Source organism: Fontibacillus phaseoli, assembly GCF_003337355.1.
In the GTDB taxonomy this organism is placed as follows: domain Bacteria; phylum Bacillota; class Bacilli; order Paenibacillales; family Paenibacillaceae; genus Fontibacillus; species Fontibacillus phaseoli.
The window spans coordinates 229,928-248,918 of the sequence record NZ_QPJW01000007.1 but is presented as its reverse complement, the minus strand read 5'-3'; the positions used below and the strand labels follow the sequence as shown (position 1 = coordinate 248,918).

Annotated in this window: 15 protein-coding genes; 8 read left to right on the top strand and 7 right to left on the bottom strand. The window is 49.9% G+C overall.

Annotated features, from left to right (window positions below; all coding sequences use genetic code 11):
* The first annotated feature begins 189 nt into the window (after positions 1-189).
* On the top strand, positions 190-375 hold the full coding sequence (locus tag DFP94_RS17435) for an aspartyl-phosphate phosphatase Spo0E family protein (RefSeq protein ID WP_114497743.1): 186 nt from the start codon (positions 190-192) through the stop codon (positions 373-375).
* A gap of 93 nt (positions 376-468) precedes the next feature.
* Here the strand turns inward: DFP94_RS17435 and DFP94_RS17430 are convergent, their stop codons facing one another.
* Together DFP94_RS17430 and dhaS are read right to left on the bottom strand one after the other, a co-directional pair.
* Positions 469-2,049, bottom strand: a complete 1,581-nt coding sequence (locus DFP94_RS17430) for an oleate hydratase (RefSeq protein ID WP_181873192.1) — start codon at positions 2,047-2,049, stop codon at positions 469-471.
* 222 nt (positions 2,050-2,271) lie between these two features.
* Complete coding sequence (gene dhaS, locus DFP94_RS17425) at positions 2,272-2,856, bottom strand: dihydroxyacetone kinase transcriptional activator DhaS (RefSeq protein ID WP_281269506.1); 585 nt, start codon at positions 2,854-2,856, stop codon at positions 2,272-2,274.
* A gap of 98 nt (positions 2,857-2,954) precedes the next feature.
* On the opposite strand from dhaS, the gene DFP94_RS17420 reads away from it, so the two are divergent.
* The 5 genes from DFP94_RS17420 to DFP94_RS17400 all read left to right on the top strand — a co-directional run bounded on the left by DFP94_RS17420 (position 2,955) and on the right by DFP94_RS17400 (position 7,058).
* Positions 2,955-3,659 (top strand): response regulator transcription factor, encoded by a 705-nt coding sequence (locus tag DFP94_RS17420; RefSeq protein ID WP_114497742.1) that lies wholly within the window; start codon positions 2,955-2,957, stop codon positions 3,657-3,659.
* Entirely contained in the window at positions 3,656-4,594 is a 939-nt protein-coding gene (locus DFP94_RS17415; protein ID WP_342768262.1) for a sensor histidine kinase, read from the top strand. Before DFP94_RS17420 ends, DFP94_RS17415 begins: the two co-directional genes overlap by 4 nt.
* Positions 4,595-4,763: 169 nt before the next feature.
* Positions 4,764-5,687, top strand: coding sequence for an ABC transporter ATP-binding protein (locus tag DFP94_RS17410; RefSeq protein ID WP_114497741.1), 924 nt, complete (start codon positions 4,764-4,766; stop codon positions 5,685-5,687).
* Positions 5,680-6,369 (top strand): ABC transporter permease, encoded by a 690-nt coding sequence (locus tag DFP94_RS17405; RefSeq protein WP_114497740.1) that lies wholly within the window; start codon positions 5,680-5,682, stop codon positions 6,367-6,369. Before DFP94_RS17410 ends, DFP94_RS17405 begins: the two co-directional genes overlap by 8 nt.
* A 17-nt stretch (positions 6,370-6,386) precedes the next feature.
* A complete protein-coding gene (locus tag DFP94_RS17400; RefSeq protein WP_114497739.1) occupies positions 6,387-7,058 on the top strand; it encodes an ABC transporter permease in 672 nt (223 codons plus the stop codon).
* Between the two features lie 328 nt (positions 7,059-7,386).
* On the opposite strand, the gene DFP94_RS17395 is transcribed toward DFP94_RS17400, so the two are convergent.
* The 5 genes from DFP94_RS17395 to DFP94_RS17375 all read right to left on the bottom strand — a co-directional run bounded on the left by DFP94_RS17395 (position 7,387) and on the right by DFP94_RS17375 (position 13,908).
* Positions 7,387-8,895: a response regulator gene (locus DFP94_RS17395; RefSeq protein ID WP_114497738.1), complete on the bottom strand. Its 1,509-nt coding sequence runs from the start codon at positions 8,893-8,895 to the stop codon at positions 7,387-7,389.
* A gap of 14 nt (positions 8,896-8,909) precedes the next feature.
* On the bottom strand, positions 8,910-10,724 hold the full coding sequence (locus tag DFP94_RS17390; protein ID WP_245954928.1) for a cache domain-containing sensor histidine kinase: 1,815 nt from the start codon (positions 10,722-10,724) through the stop codon (positions 8,910-8,912).
* A 33-nt stretch (positions 10,725-10,757) separates the two neighbouring features.
* Positions 10,758-11,591, bottom strand: coding sequence for a carbohydrate ABC transporter permease (locus DFP94_RS17385; RefSeq protein ID WP_114497737.1), 834 nt, complete (start codon positions 11,589-11,591; stop codon positions 10,758-10,760).
* Positions 11,588-12,484, bottom strand: a complete 897-nt coding sequence (locus DFP94_RS17380) for a carbohydrate ABC transporter permease (RefSeq protein ID WP_114497736.1) — start codon at positions 12,482-12,484, stop codon at positions 11,588-11,590. Before DFP94_RS17380 ends, DFP94_RS17385 begins: the two co-directional genes overlap by 4 nt.
* 86 nt (positions 12,485-12,570) lie before the next feature.
* Positions 12,571-13,908 carry an ABC transporter substrate-binding protein gene (locus DFP94_RS17375; protein WP_114497735.1) on the bottom strand — a complete coding sequence of 446 codons (1,338 nt, stop codon included), beginning with the start codon at positions 13,906-13,908 and terminating at the stop codon, positions 12,571-12,573.
* Between the two features lie 266 nt (positions 13,909-14,174).
* On the opposite strand from DFP94_RS17375, the gene DFP94_RS17370 reads away from it, so the two are divergent.
* Together DFP94_RS17370 and DFP94_RS17365 are read left to right on the top strand one after the other, a co-directional pair.
* Positions 14,175-16,733 carry a beta-mannosidase gene (locus tag DFP94_RS17370; protein ID WP_114497734.1) on the top strand — a complete coding sequence of 853 codons (2,559 nt, stop codon included), beginning with the start codon at positions 14,175-14,177 and terminating at the stop codon, positions 16,731-16,733.
* A 176-nt stretch (positions 16,734-16,909) separates the two neighbouring features.
* Positions 16,910-18,985 carry an S-layer homology domain-containing protein gene (locus DFP94_RS17365; RefSeq protein WP_114497733.1) on the top strand — a complete coding sequence of 692 codons (2,076 nt, stop codon included), beginning with the start codon at positions 16,910-16,912 and terminating at the stop codon, positions 18,983-18,985.
* Positions 18,986-18,991: the final 6 nt, after the last annotated feature.

Below are 18,991 nucleotides of genomic sequence, written 5' to 3'. Positions count from 1 at the left end.
CAGATTTGTGGTCAGGCTAGCGTCTTTAGGCGCAGTTTGGCAACAGGGGGTTATACCCCAAGAGCAAACCACCCGTTGGACGGGTGGTCATGATTTCATTTCTAAATTTGGAATTTTTTATAATATGCAAAATGTCTCGATATGCGCTATTTGGCAACATTCACTAAACTATGCATAGGGTGAGACGCTATGAACAATAAGGAGTATATCAAAGTGAGAATTGAAAAAGAGAGACAAATATTAAACCAGTTGGCTGAGCGGTACGGTTTGCGTCATAAGGCTGTACTCAATCAATCCCTGCTTCTTGATACATTGATCAATAAATATAACAAGGCTAAATATGAAGATTTGCAAAGGAAGCAGCCGATTGCATGAAGGGAGCCTGGATGATGAAGATTCAGCGAGTGATCCTTGGCGGTAGTGAATGAAAGAGCTGTGCCCTAAAAAAGGACGCAGCTCTTTTGCATTTTAGCGGAATGAGGTAACAAATCCTTGAAGCAGGGTTCGCACATCGTAATGATATTGGTTGATCGGCGAGATTGGTTTATCCATCCCGAGCAGTGTATACACGGCGATTCTGGCAGCCCGGATTGAATATTCCTCGGTAAAGACGACATCATCCGGGATCTCGCAGAACTGGCTGATGAATGCCAGGTTCGTCGAACCTTCCGGAACGACTTTAGGGCGATCGCTAACCGCTCTCGGCATAAATTGGGCCGTGATGAACGGCATCATGCAAGGAATGCAGTTGGCCGAAGCGATAATGGCATCCATGTCCTTTTCAAAATGCAAATGATGCAGCAACTCCGTCAGAATTTCTTCCCCGGTACAATCGCTCATTTTCTTTTTCACAAAATCCCCAACCCGGTCCGGATACAGCCCATACCCCCAGAACACCTTCACATGCTCCGGCTGATTGCGGAAATGCGGCTGATGCGCCAGAACGATGGACATGAGCCAGCTGGATTCCTTGAAAGTTACTAAAGCGCCCGTACCTGCCTTATTGCGGGAGAACGCCTCCATGAGATCGAAGAACCGCGAGTCCTGACAAGTTACAGTGAAGGATTCCCACTTGGAGCCGTCGATGTGATCGTCGAAGGAAGACGGATTTCCAAGGCCTGATTTCTTGGCTGCGATAGTGTCCCATAGCTTCCAAGAGCTGCCTTTGCCGTTCAGCACCGGTGCCGTGGTCATCGAACCGAGGCTGGAGCTTTCCGTCATCGAGCCGTTTGTGATGATCACCAGATCATTTCCGCTGAGATCCAGCGCTTTTTCCGCTCCGTCTTTTACGTAATGCATGCGGGTCACGGTAATGCCGTCGCCGTCTTTGAAATCAAGGTCGGTTACCGTACATTTCATTTCAAAATCGACGCCGTGTCCTTCCAAATATTTATGCAGCGGAAGAATGATGGAATCATACTGATTATATGGGGTGCGCGTGACGCCTTCGAGCGTGTGAATCCGCGGAAATTCATGCATGAAGCGGATCATGTATCTTTTTAGCTCCACGGCACTGTGCCACGGCTGGAAGGCGAAGGTGGTCGCCCACATGAACCAGAAGTTCGTTTCGAAAAAGTGGGGGCCAAACCAGTCGTTGATCCGGGCCTTGCCCATTTTATCTTCCGGTGTGATAATCAGCTTCGCCATGGCGAGCCGGTCGGCCATATCAAAACCCATCGACGTTACATCCTCGACCTGCCCCTCTTTGTTCACAAGCCGGGCATTCGAATGGGTCGGATGCGCCGTGTCAAAAGCGACGATTTCATCGCGCACGGACACCTGCGGATCGTCCAGCGAGGGGATACATTTTAGCAAATCCCATGTATTTTCGTAAGTTTCGTCGTTCAGCATCCGGCCGCCGCGGATGACATAGCCCTGCACTTCATTCCCGGCTCCATCGTTACTGCCGCCGAGTATTTTCATTTCCTCGATGATATGAATTTGATGTCCGGGAAAATCGCAGTCTCTCACCAGAAAGGCCGCCCCCGCAAGTGAAGCGATGCCTCCGCCGACAAAGTAAACCTGTCTGTCTTTTACATCCACTGTCATAACCCGTCGCCTCCAAAACAAAGGTATTGTTCGATAGGAACATCCTTAATGTAGTCCTTTTTTTCGGAGCGGAACATCGTCAATGAAGGGCGAGTGTACGGTTTTTGGACATCGGGTGATCATTGTATAGCAAATCGACCTTTTACGAGATGATTCGACAACTTGAGCATAATCAAAAGACCTTTGCAAGGAACACGATTCCCGGCTGAAGGTCTTGTCCTGTCAGTTCGTTTTTTGTTCATACCGCTGCAGTGCCCGTTCAAAGTTTCCCTCCACCAATTCGCTTAAGCGTTCGATGATCGCCTGAGGCTCCTCTTTCATTCCGTCCCGCATCCACTGGATCACGAGTCCGGTAAAGGCTAGCGTATAGAAATTGGCGATGAATTTTTTCTCTTTTTCTTCGACTTGCTTGTTGCAGGAAACCTCATTAACGACGCCCATGATCAACTGATTCGTCACCGAGTACAGGTAGGTGTCCAGATGATTTCTGGCCAGGGAGTGCAACGTGTTCAGGCAAAAGGCTTTATTGTTTTCGATATACGTAAAAATTTTGTGGAAGCCATGGGTCCATGTAGTATAACTGCGGTATTCCGCAATCGTATCGACCGCTTCCGTCTGATAAATCCAGCCGAGCAGCTCATAGATATCCTGAAAATGATAATAGAAGGTTTGTCGGTTCAGCCCGCAATCCTCGACCAAATGCTTGACCGTGATTTTATTCAGGGGAGTTTCCCCCATCATCTGTTTCAAGGAGGCGGCTAACGCTTTTTTGGTTAGGATGGAATTGGACAAATCAATCACCTGCACCCGTAAAAATTCCAAATCGGCTTGCAATTCTATTATACGCGGGTCCCGCAGCATTCACAAAAATAGTATAATGGGAAAAGTTGAGAGGTGGGGTGGACGTGCCGCATAGGATTTTGCTTGTTGAAGATGATGCCGAAATCGTGGAGATGCTGGCCGGATATCTGAAGAAGGAAGGGTACGCGGTGGTTTCCGCCGATAACGGCGAAGAAGGCGTTGCGCGGTTCCGGAGCGAGCCGTTTGATCTGCTCGTCGTCGATATTATGATGCCTAAGCTGGATGGGATCGAGGTGATCAAGATCGTGAGGGAGACCAGTTCGGTTCCGATATTGATCATGTCCGCCAAGGACAATGATATCGACAAGGCCATTGGCCTCGGGTTCGGGGCGGATGATTATATCTCCAAGCCGTTTTCCCTGATCGAGATTACGGCCCGGATTAAAGCGGCGATCCGCAGAGCGACGTTATATGCCCGGCGCGAGCCGGAGGAGAAACAGGATGACATCGTGAATCTGGATGGATTGACCGTCGATCTGGACAACTACGTCGTTCGCAGAGGCGGCGAGGACATCAAGCTGACGGCCAAGGAGGCCGAAATCCTTAAGCTGTTCCTCAAGAATCCAAACCGCGTATTTACCAAAGCGCAGATTTACGGATTTATTTGGAATGACGACTATTTGGGTGACGAGAACGTCATCAATGTACATATCCGCCGGTTGCGGGAGAAAATCGAAGAAGATCCATCCGACCCGAAATACTTGAAAACCTTGTGGGGAATCGGATACAAGTGGGATGGGCGCGAATGATGGAGCCTGTGCTGATCGGCATTATATTAATTTTGTCGGGCCTGCTTTACAGGCAGCATTATGCCAACAGGAAAAGAAGTCATCAGCTACGGCGCGTGCACGACAAGCTGAGCCGGATTCTTGCCGATGACACCGGCGAAAAATTGCTGTTGTTTACGGAAGATCCCGAGCTCAGGCTGATCCTGATCGACATTAACCGGGTGCTGGAGTACAATCAGCGGATTCTTGCGGAGCGAACGGGGACCGAGCAGTCTATTCGCCGGATGCTGTCCAACATATCGCATGATTTGAAGACGCCCCTTACCGTCGTTCTGGGTTATATAGAAACGATTCGTCTTGATCCGGATATGATTGCAGAGGAACGTGCGGAATTGCTGGTTAAGGTGCATCGTAAAGCCTATGAAGTCATAGAGATGATCGGGCAATTTTTCGACTTGGCGAAGCTGGAGTCCGGGGATCAGCCTATGCCGCTGACCCGGGTCCATTTGAATGAAGTCTGCCGCAGAAACATGCTGGCCTTTTATGACGTACTCACCGGCAAAGGGATTAAAGTGGAACTTAAGATTCCGGACGAGCCGCTATATGCTTACGCTAATGAAAATGCCCTGGACCGGATTCTGAATAATCTGATCTCCAACGCGATCCGCTATGGCAGCGAAGGGAACGTCATTGGTTTGACCTTAAGGCAAGAACGTGAACAAGTATGCGTGGACATATGGGACCAGGGGAAGGGCATCGGGGAGATTCACCAGAATAAGGTGTTTGAGCGGATGTATACGCTGGAGGATTCCAGGAACAAATCCTACCAGGGAAGCGGTCTGGGTTTGACGATCACCCGGAGGCTTGCGCAAAATATGGGTGGAGATATCACGCTTTATAGCAGGCCGTACGAGAAAACCATTTTCACCGTGCAATTGAAGCCGTTCCGGTATTAATTTTGAAGCAAAAGCTTATAGAAGGCAGAAAGGTCTGCTTGCTATAGGCTTTTTTGCTGGGTCACGCCGGAACTTAAGAATTAAGTAAGATTTGATTAATAATTACGATAAAATCGGCTTTTACAATAAAACTATAAGAATAAGCAAGAAGCAAAGGAGTGGTCAGGGTATGAGCCATATCGTCAGAACGACCCGATTAACTAAAGTGTTTCAGGGAAAAGAAGTGGTTTCCGATGTCAATCTGAGCATTCAACAGGGAGAGATTTACGGGTTCCTGGGGCCGAACGGCGCGGGTAAAACGACGGTCATGAAAATGCTCACGAATTTGGTAAAACCGACTGGCGGAGAAATCGAAATTTTTGGAGAAAAGCTGACGCCGAAGTCGTACGGATTGCTGGGACGGATGGGGACGATCATTGAATATCCGATTTTCTACGACAAGCTGAAAGCGAGAGAGAACCTGGAGCTGCATTGCGAGTATATGGGTTACTATAACAAGAATTCAATTGATGACGCCCTTGAACTGGTAAATTTGAAAAATATCGATCACAAACCGGTAAAGGATTTCTCACTCGGGATGAAGCAGAGACTGGGGATTGCCAGAGCGATTATAACCAAGCCCGAACTGCTGATCCTGGATGAGCCCATTAACGGGCTGGATCCGGTAGGGATCAAGGAAATTCGTGACTTGTTCAAAATGCTGTCCAAAGAATACGGGATGACGCTGCTCATATCCAGTCATATTTTGGGAGAAATGGAACAAATGGCAGACACGATCGGTGTAATCAATCATGGGCGGTTGATCGAAGAAGTTCCGATGGAACGGGTGCGGGAGCGGAACACCGAATATATTGAGCTGGTCGTGAGCGATAGCAAGAAGGCGGCATTCCTTTTGTCGGACCAGTTGAATTTGACCAACTTCAAAGTCATCGACGAGCATACACTCCGCGTATATGATGCCCGTGCCGCGCAGAACGAAATCAGCAAAGTGCTGATCATGAACGATGTAATGATCGATTCGATTCACAAAAAGAACAGTTCGCTGGAAGATTACTTTATCTCGCTATTGAACGGGGGTGGCCTGAGTGCTTAATTTAATGAAACTGGAATTAAAAAAGTATAAGATTGGCGGAAATATTCTGGGAGGGTTCATCGCAACGTTCGTGATCATGATCTTTGTTATCCTTCTAAATTATGATAAAACGGAGGAGGTGCCGTTCTCCAATTATGATGAAATAATTGCCTTTATCAATGCGTTAGCATCCATAACGTTTAATATATTCGCGTCCGTCCTTTTGGCCAAGTATATTATTGATGAATATAAAAGCGGCTCCATCACGGTGCTGTTTATGTATCCGGTGGAACGGAAAAAACTGCTCACTGCCAAAATCGCCGTTGTCTTCCTGTTTACGTTCCTTTTCGGAATTATTTCCCGCGTGGTGGCTTTCTCCGGCTTCTATTTGTATAACCAATATGCTCAATTTATTCCGGGTAAAATAGAGACCGCATTGCTGCTGCAACAGGGCATTGGCATTCTCGTGAATTCGGTTATGGTCAGTTGCATCAGCCTGGTTCCTCTTTATTTCGGGATGCTTAAGCATTCGGTTGCCACCTCGATCATATCCTCAATTATCATTGCATCTATACTGAATTCTACCAATGGATCCAATTCAACATTGAGTTCGATTTTTATTATCCCTGCAACAATTGGCGTCATCGGTCTTCTGATCGCGTATTTATCCATCCGGAATGTTGAGGTCAAGGATATTGTGTAAAGGAGGTGGCGGCCTGAATGCTAAATTTGATGAAACTGGAATTGAAAAAACAAAAACTCAAAGGTATCATTCTGGGCGGATTCATTGCCATTATCGTATTCATGGGCTCCCTCATCGGGGTAAATTACGACGAGCCTTTGAGAAGCTACAAGGAAGCGTACGTGCTGACGAACTCCGCTTCGTTCATATTCATCATTTTTGCTTCCGTACTGTTATCTAAGTTCATTATCGATGAATACAAAAACAAAACCGTGACCGTGTTGTTCATGTACCCTTTAAGCCGGAAAAAATTCCTGCAGGCAAAAATGCTGATCGTTCTCCTGTTTACTTTTGTTTTCGGCATTCTTTCCCGGGTACTGATCTTCACTGGATTTCATATTTTCAATCGATTTGCTCTTTTCGTAAATGAGGATCTGACGAATGGGATGATGGTGGACTACGGAGTCGGATTTCTGGTGAGCGCAGCCATGACCAGTTGCATCAGTCTTGTCCCGCTTTACTTCGGAATGCGAAATTACTCGGTGTCCGCAACCATCGTGTCCGGGATTATTCTTATGGCGGTTTTGAATATCGGCAGCGGTACGGAGTTCACCTTGAATTCCATTATTTATATACCGGCTACGGTCGCTCTGGCCGGCGTCCTGATTGCCTATTTGACGATCCGGAATGTGGAGAGAACGGATATCTAGTAAAAATTGGACGGAGAGATTATAGGAGAGTTTAATTTCGATATGTCCATGTATGGTGGAATTTTTGTAGATTGTCTTTTAAATAGTGGACACTCGCAAAGGCCATTTAGTACCTCGGAGTGTTAACTTCTACAATATATGCACATTTACATAGTGTATTAGAGAACCCCTTAGTGTCCGCTTTTAGGTGGACCCTAAGGGGTTCTGTTCGTGTGTGGAGCACAAAAATAGGTATCTCTTTACTTAGATTTATCTGAGGACTCCCATGACAATTCGCTTTCTTTATATTTACTCTCCAGATAGACAAAAAAGCCTTTATGTCCACCTTTTAGAAGACATTATTACGATTGCTGATTTTCTTGTATTCATTGGGAGTAACGCCGACGATCCGCTTGAACAATTTGTTGAAGTAGGCGGGATCGGGATAGCCGACCTCGGTGCCGACTTCATGGATTTTCAGCTCGCTGGAATGGAGCAGCAGTTGCTTGGCTTTGCGAATTCGCACTTCGATCAGGTAGTCGGTGATCGTCAGGCCGGTTTCATGCTTGAACAGTTTGCTGAGATAACTGGGCGTCAAGTATACCATGCTGGCCAGGTTGCCGAGCTCTGCCTGCTCGTCGTAATGCTCGGCGATCCATTTTTTGACGATTTCTACGGACTTTCCGCCCTGGGTAAGCCGCCCTTCCCGGATTTGTTGCAGGCCTGTAGAGAACTCGCCTGTAAAGCTGTCTTTCATCTCATCAAACCTCAGACAAGACTGGAGTTGTTCTTCCAACCAAGCAGGGATGGCGGGCCCGAAGATTTTTCCCCATTCATGCAACTCGGTACCGGCGGCTTCAAAGGCCAGTTCGCAAAGCCGGATTAAAGCCTCGCGAGAAGCTTTGGCTAGTTCGAGTTCATGGAACTGCATCTCCAGATATTTTAGCGCTTGCTGGATATTCAACACCTGCATGGATTGAACCAGGGCTTCCCGGTTTCGGGCAAACAGTTCGTTCACTTCAAGCTCTTCCCCGAATTCCTGGATATAAGAGCAATAGCTCCAAGACTCCTTGCAGTACATCCCGCGATCACAGGCCCGTCTCGCTTCTGAATAAGCCCTGCTGAGATTCGCTGGATCCGTGTATCCGGGACTGGAGCCGGCCTGTACGATGCCGGGGTGGGGGAACTGCCGCAGCGATTCGGCCAGACGGGCTATTTCCTCCGGTCCCGGTGGGTTTGCGTAATAGGTAATCAGGGTAATTTCCCTTTCCTTTGTATCTATAACGTCAAACCGGTTTTGAGGCAGACGCCTTAGCAGGGTGACGCTGGAGTGAAGCGCCTCCAAATCACTGCCTTTAATAATCGTTACCGAAAAATGGGGTAAGGGCAAGATCAGTTCAGGCATCTGCTGGCAAAGAGAAGGCAGGCTTCTTAGGTAAGTGAGGAGAAGTTTGGAGCGCAATTGTTGCTCTTTGCCCAAGGCCAGTTCCTTTTCATTGTCCAATTGATATAGCAGCCCGAATAGCTGCTTTTTGTTAATGGGCTTCAGTAAATAATCTACCGCGGAGTACCTGAGCGCTTGCCGGGCATATTCGAAATCGGTGAATCCGCTCATGATAATGCAGCGGGTATCCGGCCGGATTTGTTTCAATTCCCGGGTCAACTCCAGACCGTCAACCAGGGGCATCCGGATATCGGTAATGACAACGTCAAACTCGGAATCTGCCGTAAAATCCAGCACCTCTTGCCCGTTAGAGAAAGAGCCGTCAATGTGAAACCGGTCGCTCTCTTTGCCAATCATCTTCGCCAATCCTTCGCGAATGGAGGTTTCATCATCGACAATAACGATCCTGAGCATAACGTACTCCCCCTTTACTGATATCTTTCCGGTTCCCCGGCTTTCATGAGGCCCGAGATGCGCAGGATGACCGTGGTTCCTTCTCCAAGCGTACTGTTCACCACAAGACTTGAAGCTTCTCCGTAATGCAACCTGACACGTTCATTCACATTGCGCAGACCGATGCCGAATTTATCCGTCTTCCCGTCGGTCAGGCTTTGGTTGAGCGAATCCAGCCTTTCTTCGCTCATGCCGACCCCGTTGTCATGGATGGAGAACATCACATCGTCCCGTTCGTTCCAGGCTGTTATCGTGATGGATCCAGGTTCGGCTTGTTTTTCCAATCCGTGAAAAATGGCATTTTCTACAATAGGTTGAAACACCAGCTTTATAATCGACAAGTCGTAATAGGTTTCCGGGATCATAAATTGATAGCTGATTTTATCCGGGAACCGGAGTTGCAGAAGCTGTAAATAATTTTCAACATGCTCCAGCTCCTGCCGGACGGTTACGATTTCATCGCTGCGGCGGGTAATGCTGTAACGAAGCAGCAGGCCTAATAAATAGGTCAACTCGGCGACGCGGTCGTCGTCGTTCAGTTCAGCCAGCATGCGGATGGATTCCAGCGTGTTGTATATGAAATGCGGATTGATCTGGTTTTGCAGTGCCAGGATATCCGCTTTTTGTTTGCTTTTCTCCGTTTCGTAAACTTCCTGAAGCAGGTCGCGAATCCGGCCAAGCATCCGGTTGAAGTGGCTGCCGAGCATTCCGATCTCATCGTTGTATTTGACGTTCACCCGGACATCCAGCTTGCCGCGCTGTACTTGCTTCATTAACTGGACCGTGCGTTTCAGCGGCTTGGTGAGCGCATAGGAAATAATCATGGCCACCAGCAAGGCAAAAGAAATGATCGACAGCGTCATGATCATCATAGCGTTGCGGCTCTGCTTCATTGGAGCGAGCAGTTCCTTGAGCGGGATATAGACGAGCGTCTTCCATCCCGTGCTCTTGGAAACGGAATAGACCGCCATATACGGCTCGCCGCCGATGTCCAGCCGGAAGTTGCCGCGTTGCCCCGTCGCCTGGGCCAGCAGCGGACTTCCGCTCAAGTCTTTCCCGAGTTCGGACGGATCGCGATTATAAACGACTTTGCCCAGTTCGTCCACGATCCAGGTGTCGCCGTGGGTCACCGTGTTCAAGGGCTGAATGATATCCTCAAACAAGCTTAAGTCGACGTCAATGACGATCATTCCGATATTTTTGAGGGTGCTGACGGACTGGATGGAACGCATGACGGTGAACACTTGCCGTTGTTCGGAGCCGTTGACGCGAACCGGGTGCGTGCCGGTTAACACCGGAGCGGTGCCTGCCTGTTCGGTGCGCGTTCTCCATTCCGCCAGTCTCTCGTAAGGATACAGCTCATTAAGACCGGGCTTGTTATAGTAAAAAATCGCATCATAATGGTCGGTCATGTAGACGGCGGAGATTTCCTCCTTCGTGTTCGTCAGATACATGAGAAACATATTAACGGTCGAGTTCTTATCCCAATCCGTCCCCTGCTGGTCGAGATATTTTTGAACGTCTTTGTTATATAGGGGAAGCATGGTATACCGCTTTAGATCCTCAATATACCTGTCGACTTTATCCATCGCGTTGTCAGTCATCTGTCCTGCCGACGCCGTCGTGCTGGCGAGGACCGAGTTGGAATTGGAGCGGTAGGAAGAGTAACTGACATAAGTGATCGGCAGAGTAATTAAAAATACAAAAATGACTACCAGTTTTTTCTGCATCGACAGATTGGCAAAAATCATCCAGGATTTGCGGAATAGATTACGGATCAGCTTGATCAAAAGAACCCCTCGTCCTTTCTTGCAGATTGCCTCCTATTTTACCGCACCGCTCGCTACTCCTTCAAAGATATATTTTTGGAGGAAGAAATACAGCACCACGGTCGGCAGCAAAATGAGGAGAATTGCCGCGCTGATCAAATTCCAGTTGGCGATGTTGATACCTTGGAAGCGCATAAGGACGGTCGTTACGACGCCAAGACTCTGTTTCGGCATGTAAAGATAAGGGGTGTACATGTCATTGTAAATGCTGATCGATTTCAAAATGATCAACGTCGACGTTGCCGGCGTCAGCAGCGGAAAAATGATCGACCGGTAAATCCGGAAGAGCGATGCGCCTTCCACCATGGCATTTTCGTCGAGATCCACCGGAATGTTGCGGATGAACTGCAAATAGAGGATGATCTGGATAACATCGGCTCCGATATACAAAATGATGGGAGCACCCATGGTGTTGTACAGTCCCAGCGATTTGATGATTCCGAAGGTAGCTACCTGGGTCGTAATACTGGGAATGACGGTAGCGAACAGATAAAGGCCGAAAACCGCTTTTTTCATTCGAAAATTAAATCGGCCCAGCACATAAGCTACCATCGTGCCAAACATGATGTTAAATACGAGGGCCACGCAGATAATGATCAACGTATTGCCGAACCCGCTAAGAAGACCGCCCCGTTCAAAGACGACCTTGAAGTTCTCAAAGTTGAAGAAGCTTTTTGGCAGGGCCATGGTGCTGGCTGTGTTGAATTCCGCGTCCGCTTTGAAAGAGTTCACGATCACCACATAGGGAGGAAACAGGACGACGAATACGCCAATTAGCAAAGTGAGGTATTTCAGCGCGTCCGCTAACGTAAATTTTTTCGCGTTCATTTGTTGTTTCCTCCTCTGCTAAGCACAAATTGCTGAAGTCCTACTACCGCAATGACAAAGAAAAGCAGAATGATGCTCATAGCGGACGCAAGACCGTAATTGTTGAAGGCGAAGGCCGTTTCGACTACGCGCTGTACATAGGTTTGGCTCGCGCCGGCCGGCCCCCCTTTGGTCAGGACGAACGGCAGGTCGAAGACTTCCAGCGCTCCCGTTACGGTCAGGAACAGATTCAACTGGATGACCGGTTTCATGTTGGGCAGGGTAATGCGCCAGAACGTTTGCCAGGCATTCGCGCCGTCGATTTTTGACGCCTCGTAAATGTCCTTCGGAATAGCCTGCAGGGATGCGATATAGATGACCATGTTATAGCCCATGAACCGCCACAGCCCCGTCGAGGCAAGCGAGTAGTTGACGAGTCCGGCGGTGCCGAGCCAACTGGTTTCTCCCAGCTTGGTTAGCCCGATGCTGTTCAGGAACAAATTCAGCGAACCCTGCGTAGTATCGAACACATAACCGAACATAAAGGCTACCGCGACGCCATTCATAATATAAGGCAGGAACAAGAGCAGCCGGAAGCCGTTTCTTCCCCGCAACCTGCCGTTCAAAACAACGGCGAAATAAATCGCCACGACGTTCTGGATCAATCCCATGACAAAATAGGCGAAGTTATGCGTAAAGACCCCGAAAATGTCGGGATTCGAAAACACTTCCTTATAGTTATCCAGGCCAACCCATGGCTTCTCCGGGCTGTATCCGTCCCAATCCGTGAAGCTGAAGAAAACGAGCTTGGCGGCAGGGTAATAGGTGAAAAGCAGAAGCAACGCAACCGGTATGAGCAGGAACGTGAAAATGATGATATTTTTTTGCTTCTTGTAGGTCATAGTCCTGAACATTCCTTAAATCCCTTCTTTCCGCGTCTGAGGATTGAAAGCAAAATGGATTATCGCCATCCGATAACCCATTTTGCAAACTGAGCAGATTAATAACCGAGTTCTTTTTTCGCTTTGTTCCACGCTTTGTTCCATTTATCGAAAACCGATTGCGGGTCTTTTGCAAGTACGAATTCCTGTGCGATCGCAGGCAGGTCGATTTGCGCTTTGTTCGAGATCTCGATTACCTTCGGATCATCAGCTACGCCTTCTTGCATTTCCACGCCGGTAGCCTGGAATTCAGCCAGTTGGGACAGCTTGGATTCCCGGCCTTTCAGCGGGGAAATAAAGCCTGCGAAGTCCTCGTAACCGGATTCTTCGATCATCCAGGTCAGGAAAGCTTTGGTCGCTTCCAGGTTTTTGCTGTCTTTGTTCACCGCGTAGAAAAAGTCAGGGTTAAACGGCGCGCGATTCGAGCCGGAATTATCATAAGGAAGCGGGAAGAAGCCGATGTTGTCGGATTCGGCACCTACGCCGATGACTTGGTTGATGACCCAGTTTCCAAGGAAATACATGGCCATTTTGCCGCTGGCGATATCTTTTTTGGATTGCTCCCAGTTGGTGGAGTTAATGTCTTTTTCCAGATATCCATTTTCGGACAAGGTTCTCAGCAGCATCATCGCTTTACCGTAGCCGTTGTCCATGGAGAACGGAGCGTCCATGTTGATTCTTTCGTTAGGGAAATCTTGGCTGTTCTCGATGATGCGCGGCATATCGTATACCCAGCTTCCCAGCGGCCACTTGTCTTTAAAGTTGGAAGAGAGCGGGATGACGCCGTTTTGTTTCAACTTTTCGCAGGCTGCCAGGAATTCGTCCCAGGTTTTCGGAACTTCCGTAATACCGGCATCCGCGAATGCTTTTTTGTTGTATACGATCCCGGAAGTCGAGTTACCGGTCGTGATACCGTAAAGTTTGCCGTCAAACGATTTGAAATCTTTGAAGGTCAACTCGCTGCTAAACTGCAAATCGTCAAGCGGTGCAAAATATTTCGGAAGATCGGAATTCGGAATGTCCGGAATGAACATCAGATCCGGCAACTCACCGCTGGCCATCCGTACTTTGATTTGCTGGTTGTAGTCGGTTTGGCTGGCTTCGAATTCGATTTTGATGTCGGGATATTTCTCGTTAAAGCGTTTGACGTATTCGTCGTACTCTTTGCCGATCATGTCCGTGCGGTTTGTCAGGAAGGTGACCTTGCCGCTTAGTTTTTCCGTAGTTCCTTCACCTCCGGTATCTCCGGAGTTTTCTCCCGCGGCATTGGTTGTGCCCGAGTTTCCGGTGTTTCCGGTATTTCCGGCTTTGCTGTTGCCGTTATTGCCGCCGCAGCCTGCCAGGATGGCGGATAATGCGAAAACCATCAGGAATGTGAGTAGAACACTCTTCTTCATGCTTCCATCGCCCCTCATTTGTGGTTTTTGTTAGCGCTTACACATAGATTGTAACCTAATTGTTAGGGGACTTTAAATGTGTTGAGTTATTCTTTATTGTCCTGGATTGTCTTGTTTTAAGGGTGTGTTTTCATATTATATTACAGAAAGTAATCAGGGAAGGATAATTTGTTCTAAATTTAATCTAACAAAGCGCTAACAAATATGTTGATATTTAAAGAGAAACAGGGATAATGGGAGATAAGACTTGTTTTCATGGAGGGCTTATGAGCAAACAACAACAGGAGTTGAACAATTGGAGCTTTAAGGCTTGTGACGAGACAGAGTGGAATACGGCGCATGTACCGGGTACGGTGCACAGTGATTTACTGCGGCAAGGGAAAATTTCCGATCCGTTTTATGGAACGAACGAGCATGATTTGCAATGGATCGATAAAAAAGATTGGGAGTACCGATCGACGTTCAAGTTGGATGGCAGTTGGGATGCCTGTTCGCATATTGAACTAGTATTCGAAGGGTTGGACACTTATGCGGACGTGTTTCTGAACGGAGAGCATATCCTGTCCGCAGATAATATGTTCCGAGCCTGGAGCGCCGAGATCAAACAACTGCTTGTTTGCGATGAGAATGTTCTGAACATCGTCTTTCGTTCGCCGATTTCGGAGGACTTGCCCAAACTGGAGAAGCTGGGCTATGCTCTCCCGGCTGCTAATGACCAGTCGGAGCTGGGCGGATTGGGAGACCGCCGGATTAGCGTGTTTGCCCGCAAGGCGCCGTATCACTACGGCTGGGATTGGGGTCCGCGCTTGGTGACCAGCGGAATTTGGAGAAAGGTTTCCCTGCTCGGCTGGTCCGGTCCCCGCCTGACCGATTTGTTTATCCGGCAGGATAAAGTGGATGCGGAGGTTGCGAAGCTAACCGCAATGGTGGAAATCGAAACCGACGCGGATTGGCGGGGCAATCTGGCGATAGCGGCAGACGGAATGTCCTGGCAGAGAGGGGTCGCTCTGAAGCAGGGACGGCAGACGGTGGAGCTGGAGCTTGAACTTGCGGAACCGCGCTTGTGGTGGTGCCGCGGACTCGGCGAGCCGGCGATGTATGAATTTAGCGCAAGCCTGAAGGATGTAGATGGCAAAGAGGTAGCGGAGCGGTCCATCAAAACGGGTCTGCGGCAGATTAGATTAATCTGCGAAAAGGATGCCGCGGGAGCGTCCTTCCGCTTCGAGCTGAACGGGGTGCCTGTGTTTGCCAAAGGGGCCAACCATATTCCGAACGACAGCTTTATTCCGGAAGTAACGACCGAGCGTTACCGGCACGAAATTGCCTCCGCCGCCGAATCTAATATGAACATGTTGCGCGTCTGGGGCGGCGGGTTATATGAGGAGGACGTTTTCTACGATCTGTGCGACAAGTACGGGCTGCTGGTGTGGCAAGACTTTATGTTCGCCTGCAGCATGTATCCCGGCGATGAGGCGTTTTTGCAAAGCGTCGCGAAGGAAGCCGAATATAATGTGAAGCGATTGCGGAATCATCCAAGTATCGCATTGTGGTGCGGCAACAACGAGATGGATTCGGCGTGGGCGCACTTTGATGAAGAAGGCGGCTGGGGTTGGAAGAAGAATTATACCCCGGAACAGCGGGAGAAAATTTGGTCGGATTACGAAGCGATCTTCCATAAGCTGCTGCCAGAAATTGTGGAGCGCTTGGGCGGCGGCGTGGCTTATTGGCCGTCTTCCCCTATGCGGGTGCTGACGGGCGACGATCGTCAGCACGCGATCCAAGTGACGGGCGAGGGAGATGTGCACTACTGGGGCGTATGGCACTCTGTCGAACCCTTCTCGAATTATAACGAACGCGTGGGACGGTTCATGAGCGAATACGGGTTCCAATCCTTCCCTGAATTGTCTTCCGTGCTTAAGTACGCTACAGAGGAGCAACTCGAGCTTGAATCGGAAGTGATGCTGGCCCATCAGAAGAACGGCAGGGGCAACCAGCTCATCAAGGAATATATGGAGCAATATTTACCGGAGCCGCGCGATTTCAAGTCGTTTCTGTACATGAGCCAGGTGTTGCAGGCCGAAGCGATTCAAACTGCGATCGAAGCGCATCGTAGAAATAAGCCGTTCTGCATGGGTACGCTCTATTGGCAGATGAACGATTGCTGGCCGGTCGCCTCCTGGGCGGGCATGGACTACTACGGCCGCTGGAAAGCGCTGCAATATATCGTGCGGCGCAGCTTCCGCGAAGTTATGCTGTCGGTGGACGGTTCACTGGCGCCGGGTGCAAATCTGGTGATTCACGCCGTTTCCGACCTGCAGGAGGAGCTGCAGGCCAAGCTTCGCCTGGCGCTGTATGATTTCGATGGCAAGCTGCTGGCGGAACAGTTGCATAACGTCAACCTGGGTGCCGATTCCGCGACAGTCGTGCACCGTCTTCCGTCGGCGGATCTGCTGGACGGGCATGATCGCAAGTCAGCTGTCCTGCATGTCAGCCTGGAAGCTGGCGATGGCCAGGTAATGGCCAACCGGCATGTCTATTTTGAAAGATCCCGGGAGTTGGTGTTGCCGGATGCGGCGATTACGGTTACCGAGGTTTCTGGCAAAGGCGGCAGTACGTTCACGCTGCAAGCGGATAAGCTTGCCAGACAAGTATGGCTGCAGGCCGAAGAGGAAGGAATCTTCACGGACAATTTCTTCGATCTGATTCCGGGGCAGCCGGTGACGGTTGAATTCCGGCGCCGAGGCGGCAGCGACAGCGAGGCGGCTTTTGTTCTGGGTTCACCGGGAACTTTGACCGTTCGGTCGATGCGAGATTTCACAATTTGATTAATAAAAGAGTGCGGCAGTTCGCTATAGCGGACTGCTGTTTTTTGTATAGGTATTTTTTACTATTTAAAATTGATGTCCTTTGTTTTCCAATTCATACTTCCGATATATATATAAGGCATAGGATACAGGATTTAGGAACTATGTCTTATAAAGAATGGAGGGATTGTTAAGGGATGAATGAGTTACCAACAAGAAAAGGAACGCGTAACTGGAGACGCTTATGTCTACTGTGGGCTGCGGCATGTCTGGCGGGAAGTTCGGGCGCATTGACAGTTGTTCCGGCTAGAACGGCGGCAGCGGAAGGCGCGGTCATGAGCGGAGCGGTAAGTAAGTCCGACTCCAGCGTCTCCGGCGGGACTGTCGTGTGGCTGAATAGGGCTGTGGACGGGGAGACCCAGATTTATACTCGTGACGAGGTGACCGGTTCCGTAAAAGCAATCACAACCCGGAATACGGCGAAGGATGTGCCTTATATCCAAGGAACGACGGTCGTCTGGGCAGATAAAGGAGATCAGGATCCTGCGTCGGCGAACTGGGATATTTACAGTTACGACCTTTCGACCGGGGTGGAGCAGAAGCTGAACCGCAGAGCCGGGGAATATGCTAATCCGTCGGTTGACGGCAGCGGGGTGGTCTGGTCGGACAACCAGAAATACGGCCGGATCGTCTACCATGATCTTGCAACAGGGGCGGAAGCCTCGCTTGGCGAAGGGCGTTATCCGGTGCTGGTTAACGGACGGGTCATTTACAAAAATGCTCGTGACGGCGGATTAAGCGTACTTGAGCTTGACAGCGGGGTAACGCGTTCTCTTGTCAGTTTGGGCGGCAGCCATGCGGTGGACTGGTTTGTGACGAACGGCGAATATGTGCTGTATAAACAGAAGAACGGAAGCCTGGAAAGTAAATACGCGGTCGTATTTCTTCAGGACCAGCTCGCAGAGCCCCAGGATCTGACCCCGATGACCAGTAAACAGGAGGAATACGCCTTTATGTCGATAGGAGACACCCAGGCGGCATTTTTGGTGAATGAGGGCGGACAGGCAGTACTTAAAGGGGTAAATCTGGCAACGGCCAAGATCTATTCGCTGGGTGAAACCGGTTCAGGCAAAAAATACATAGGATTTAGCGGCGACCGTCTTGTTTATGCCCAAACGGACGGTTCGCTGGGTTCACTGGACTTGGGCAAATATAACACCGGACCGGCAGCAGGCGAGGGACCTACGTCCTCCACGGGGTCAAGCTCATCCCCTTCCGGATCTACGAGCGGTGATTCGGCTGCGAAGGCATCTGCGAAGTTTACAATCGGTCCGGAAGGCGGAACGGCCAGTTTGAAGGATGGACGGGTACGGTTGGAGGTGGCCTCCGGGATTTTTGCCGAGGAAACCGAAATCACGCTGACCGAGCTGGAACGTGCCGGTTTACCGTTGAAGGACGAGAAAGGGCGGGTGCTGGAAGCGGCCGGAGCGGTATGGAACATTCAAGCCGCAGGAGACTTCGGCAAAAAAGCACAGCTTGCGCTGGCTTACGACGATGAGGCCTACTGGACGGGGCATCGGGAAAAGCTCGGCATTTATCGATACGATAATGCACTTGGCTATTGGACCTATATTGGCGGGGCTACGTCTGACTCCAACGGACGGATCGTCCGCACCTCGATCGGTTTGTCCGGCACCTATGCCGTGCTGCTGCGGAAGGTAAGCTTTGGAGATCTGAATTCAAGCCATTGGGCCGTGAAGGAAGTGGAAGTGCTGGCCGCCCGCGGTATCGTTGACGGGATGGGAGCGGATGCTTTTGCGCCAAAGGATACCTTAACTCGGGCCCAATTCAGTAAAATGCTGGCCGGCGCACTTGGGATATCACCGGTCACACCAGCGCAGCCGACCTTCCGGGATGTCGCTTCCGCGAAGTGGAGCTTCGGCTGGGTAGAGGCTGCCGCTGCCGCAGGCATTGCGGAAGGCGATCAAGGGCTGTTCAGACCTGAAGACGCCCTCACCCGGGAACAAATGATGGCGATGCTAGTCCGTGCCGCCGAAGAACGGCTGGGAGAAGGACAGCAACAAGAGGCGGGCTTGGATAAGTTTGAAGATCGCGCTTCAATCAGCGCATGGGCACTGCCGCTCGTGGAACAGGCGGTATCGTTGCATCTCGTAGAGGGTAGCGGTGACCGTATCAACGCCCGCGCCACAACGACGAGAGCGGAAGCTGCCACTGTCGTTTACAGGCTGCTGGAACGGATCGGGCAGTTGTAATTCCAT

Bases quoted from the DNA above. Each gene is read 5' to 3' on its own strand.
- DFP94_RS17365 (WP_114497733.1), top strand. From the start codon at position 16,910: ATGAATGAGTTACCAACAAGAAAAGGAACGCGTAACTGGAGACGCTTA.
- DFP94_RS17400 (WP_114497739.1), top strand. From the start codon at position 6,387: ATGCTAAATTTGATGAAACTGGAATTGAAAAAACAAAAACTCAAAGGT.
- DFP94_RS17415 (WP_342768262.1), top strand. From the start codon at position 3,656: ATGATGGAGCCTGTGCTGATCGGCATTATATTAATTTTGTCGGGCCTG.
- DFP94_RS17430 (WP_181873192.1), bottom strand. From the start codon at position 2,049: ATGACAGTGGATGTAAAAGACAGACAGGTTTACTTTGTCGGCGGAGGC.
- DFP94_RS17435 (WP_114497743.1), top strand. From the start codon at position 190: ATGAACAATAAGGAGTATATCAAAGTGAGAATTGAAAAAGAGAGACAA.
- DFP94_RS17395 (WP_114497738.1), bottom strand. From the start codon at position 8,895: ATGCTCAGGATCGTTATTGTCGATGATGAAACCTCCATTCGCGAAGGA.
- DFP94_RS17375 (WP_114497735.1), bottom strand. From the start codon at position 13,908: ATGAAGAAGAGTGTTCTACTCACATTCCTGATGGTTTTCGCATTATCC.
- DFP94_RS17370 (WP_114497734.1), top strand. From the start codon at position 14,175: ATGAGCAAACAACAACAGGAGTTGAACAATTGGAGCTTTAAGGCTTGT.
- DFP94_RS17380 (WP_114497736.1), bottom strand. From the start codon at position 12,484: ATGTTCAGGACTATGACCTACAAGAAGCAAAAAAATATCATCATTTTC.
- DFP94_RS17410 (WP_114497741.1), top strand. From the start codon at position 4,764: ATGAGCCATATCGTCAGAACGACCCGATTAACTAAAGTGTTTCAGGGA.
- DFP94_RS17385 (WP_114497737.1), bottom strand. From the start codon at position 11,591: ATGAACGCGAAAAAATTTACGTTAGCGGACGCGCTGAAATACCTCACT.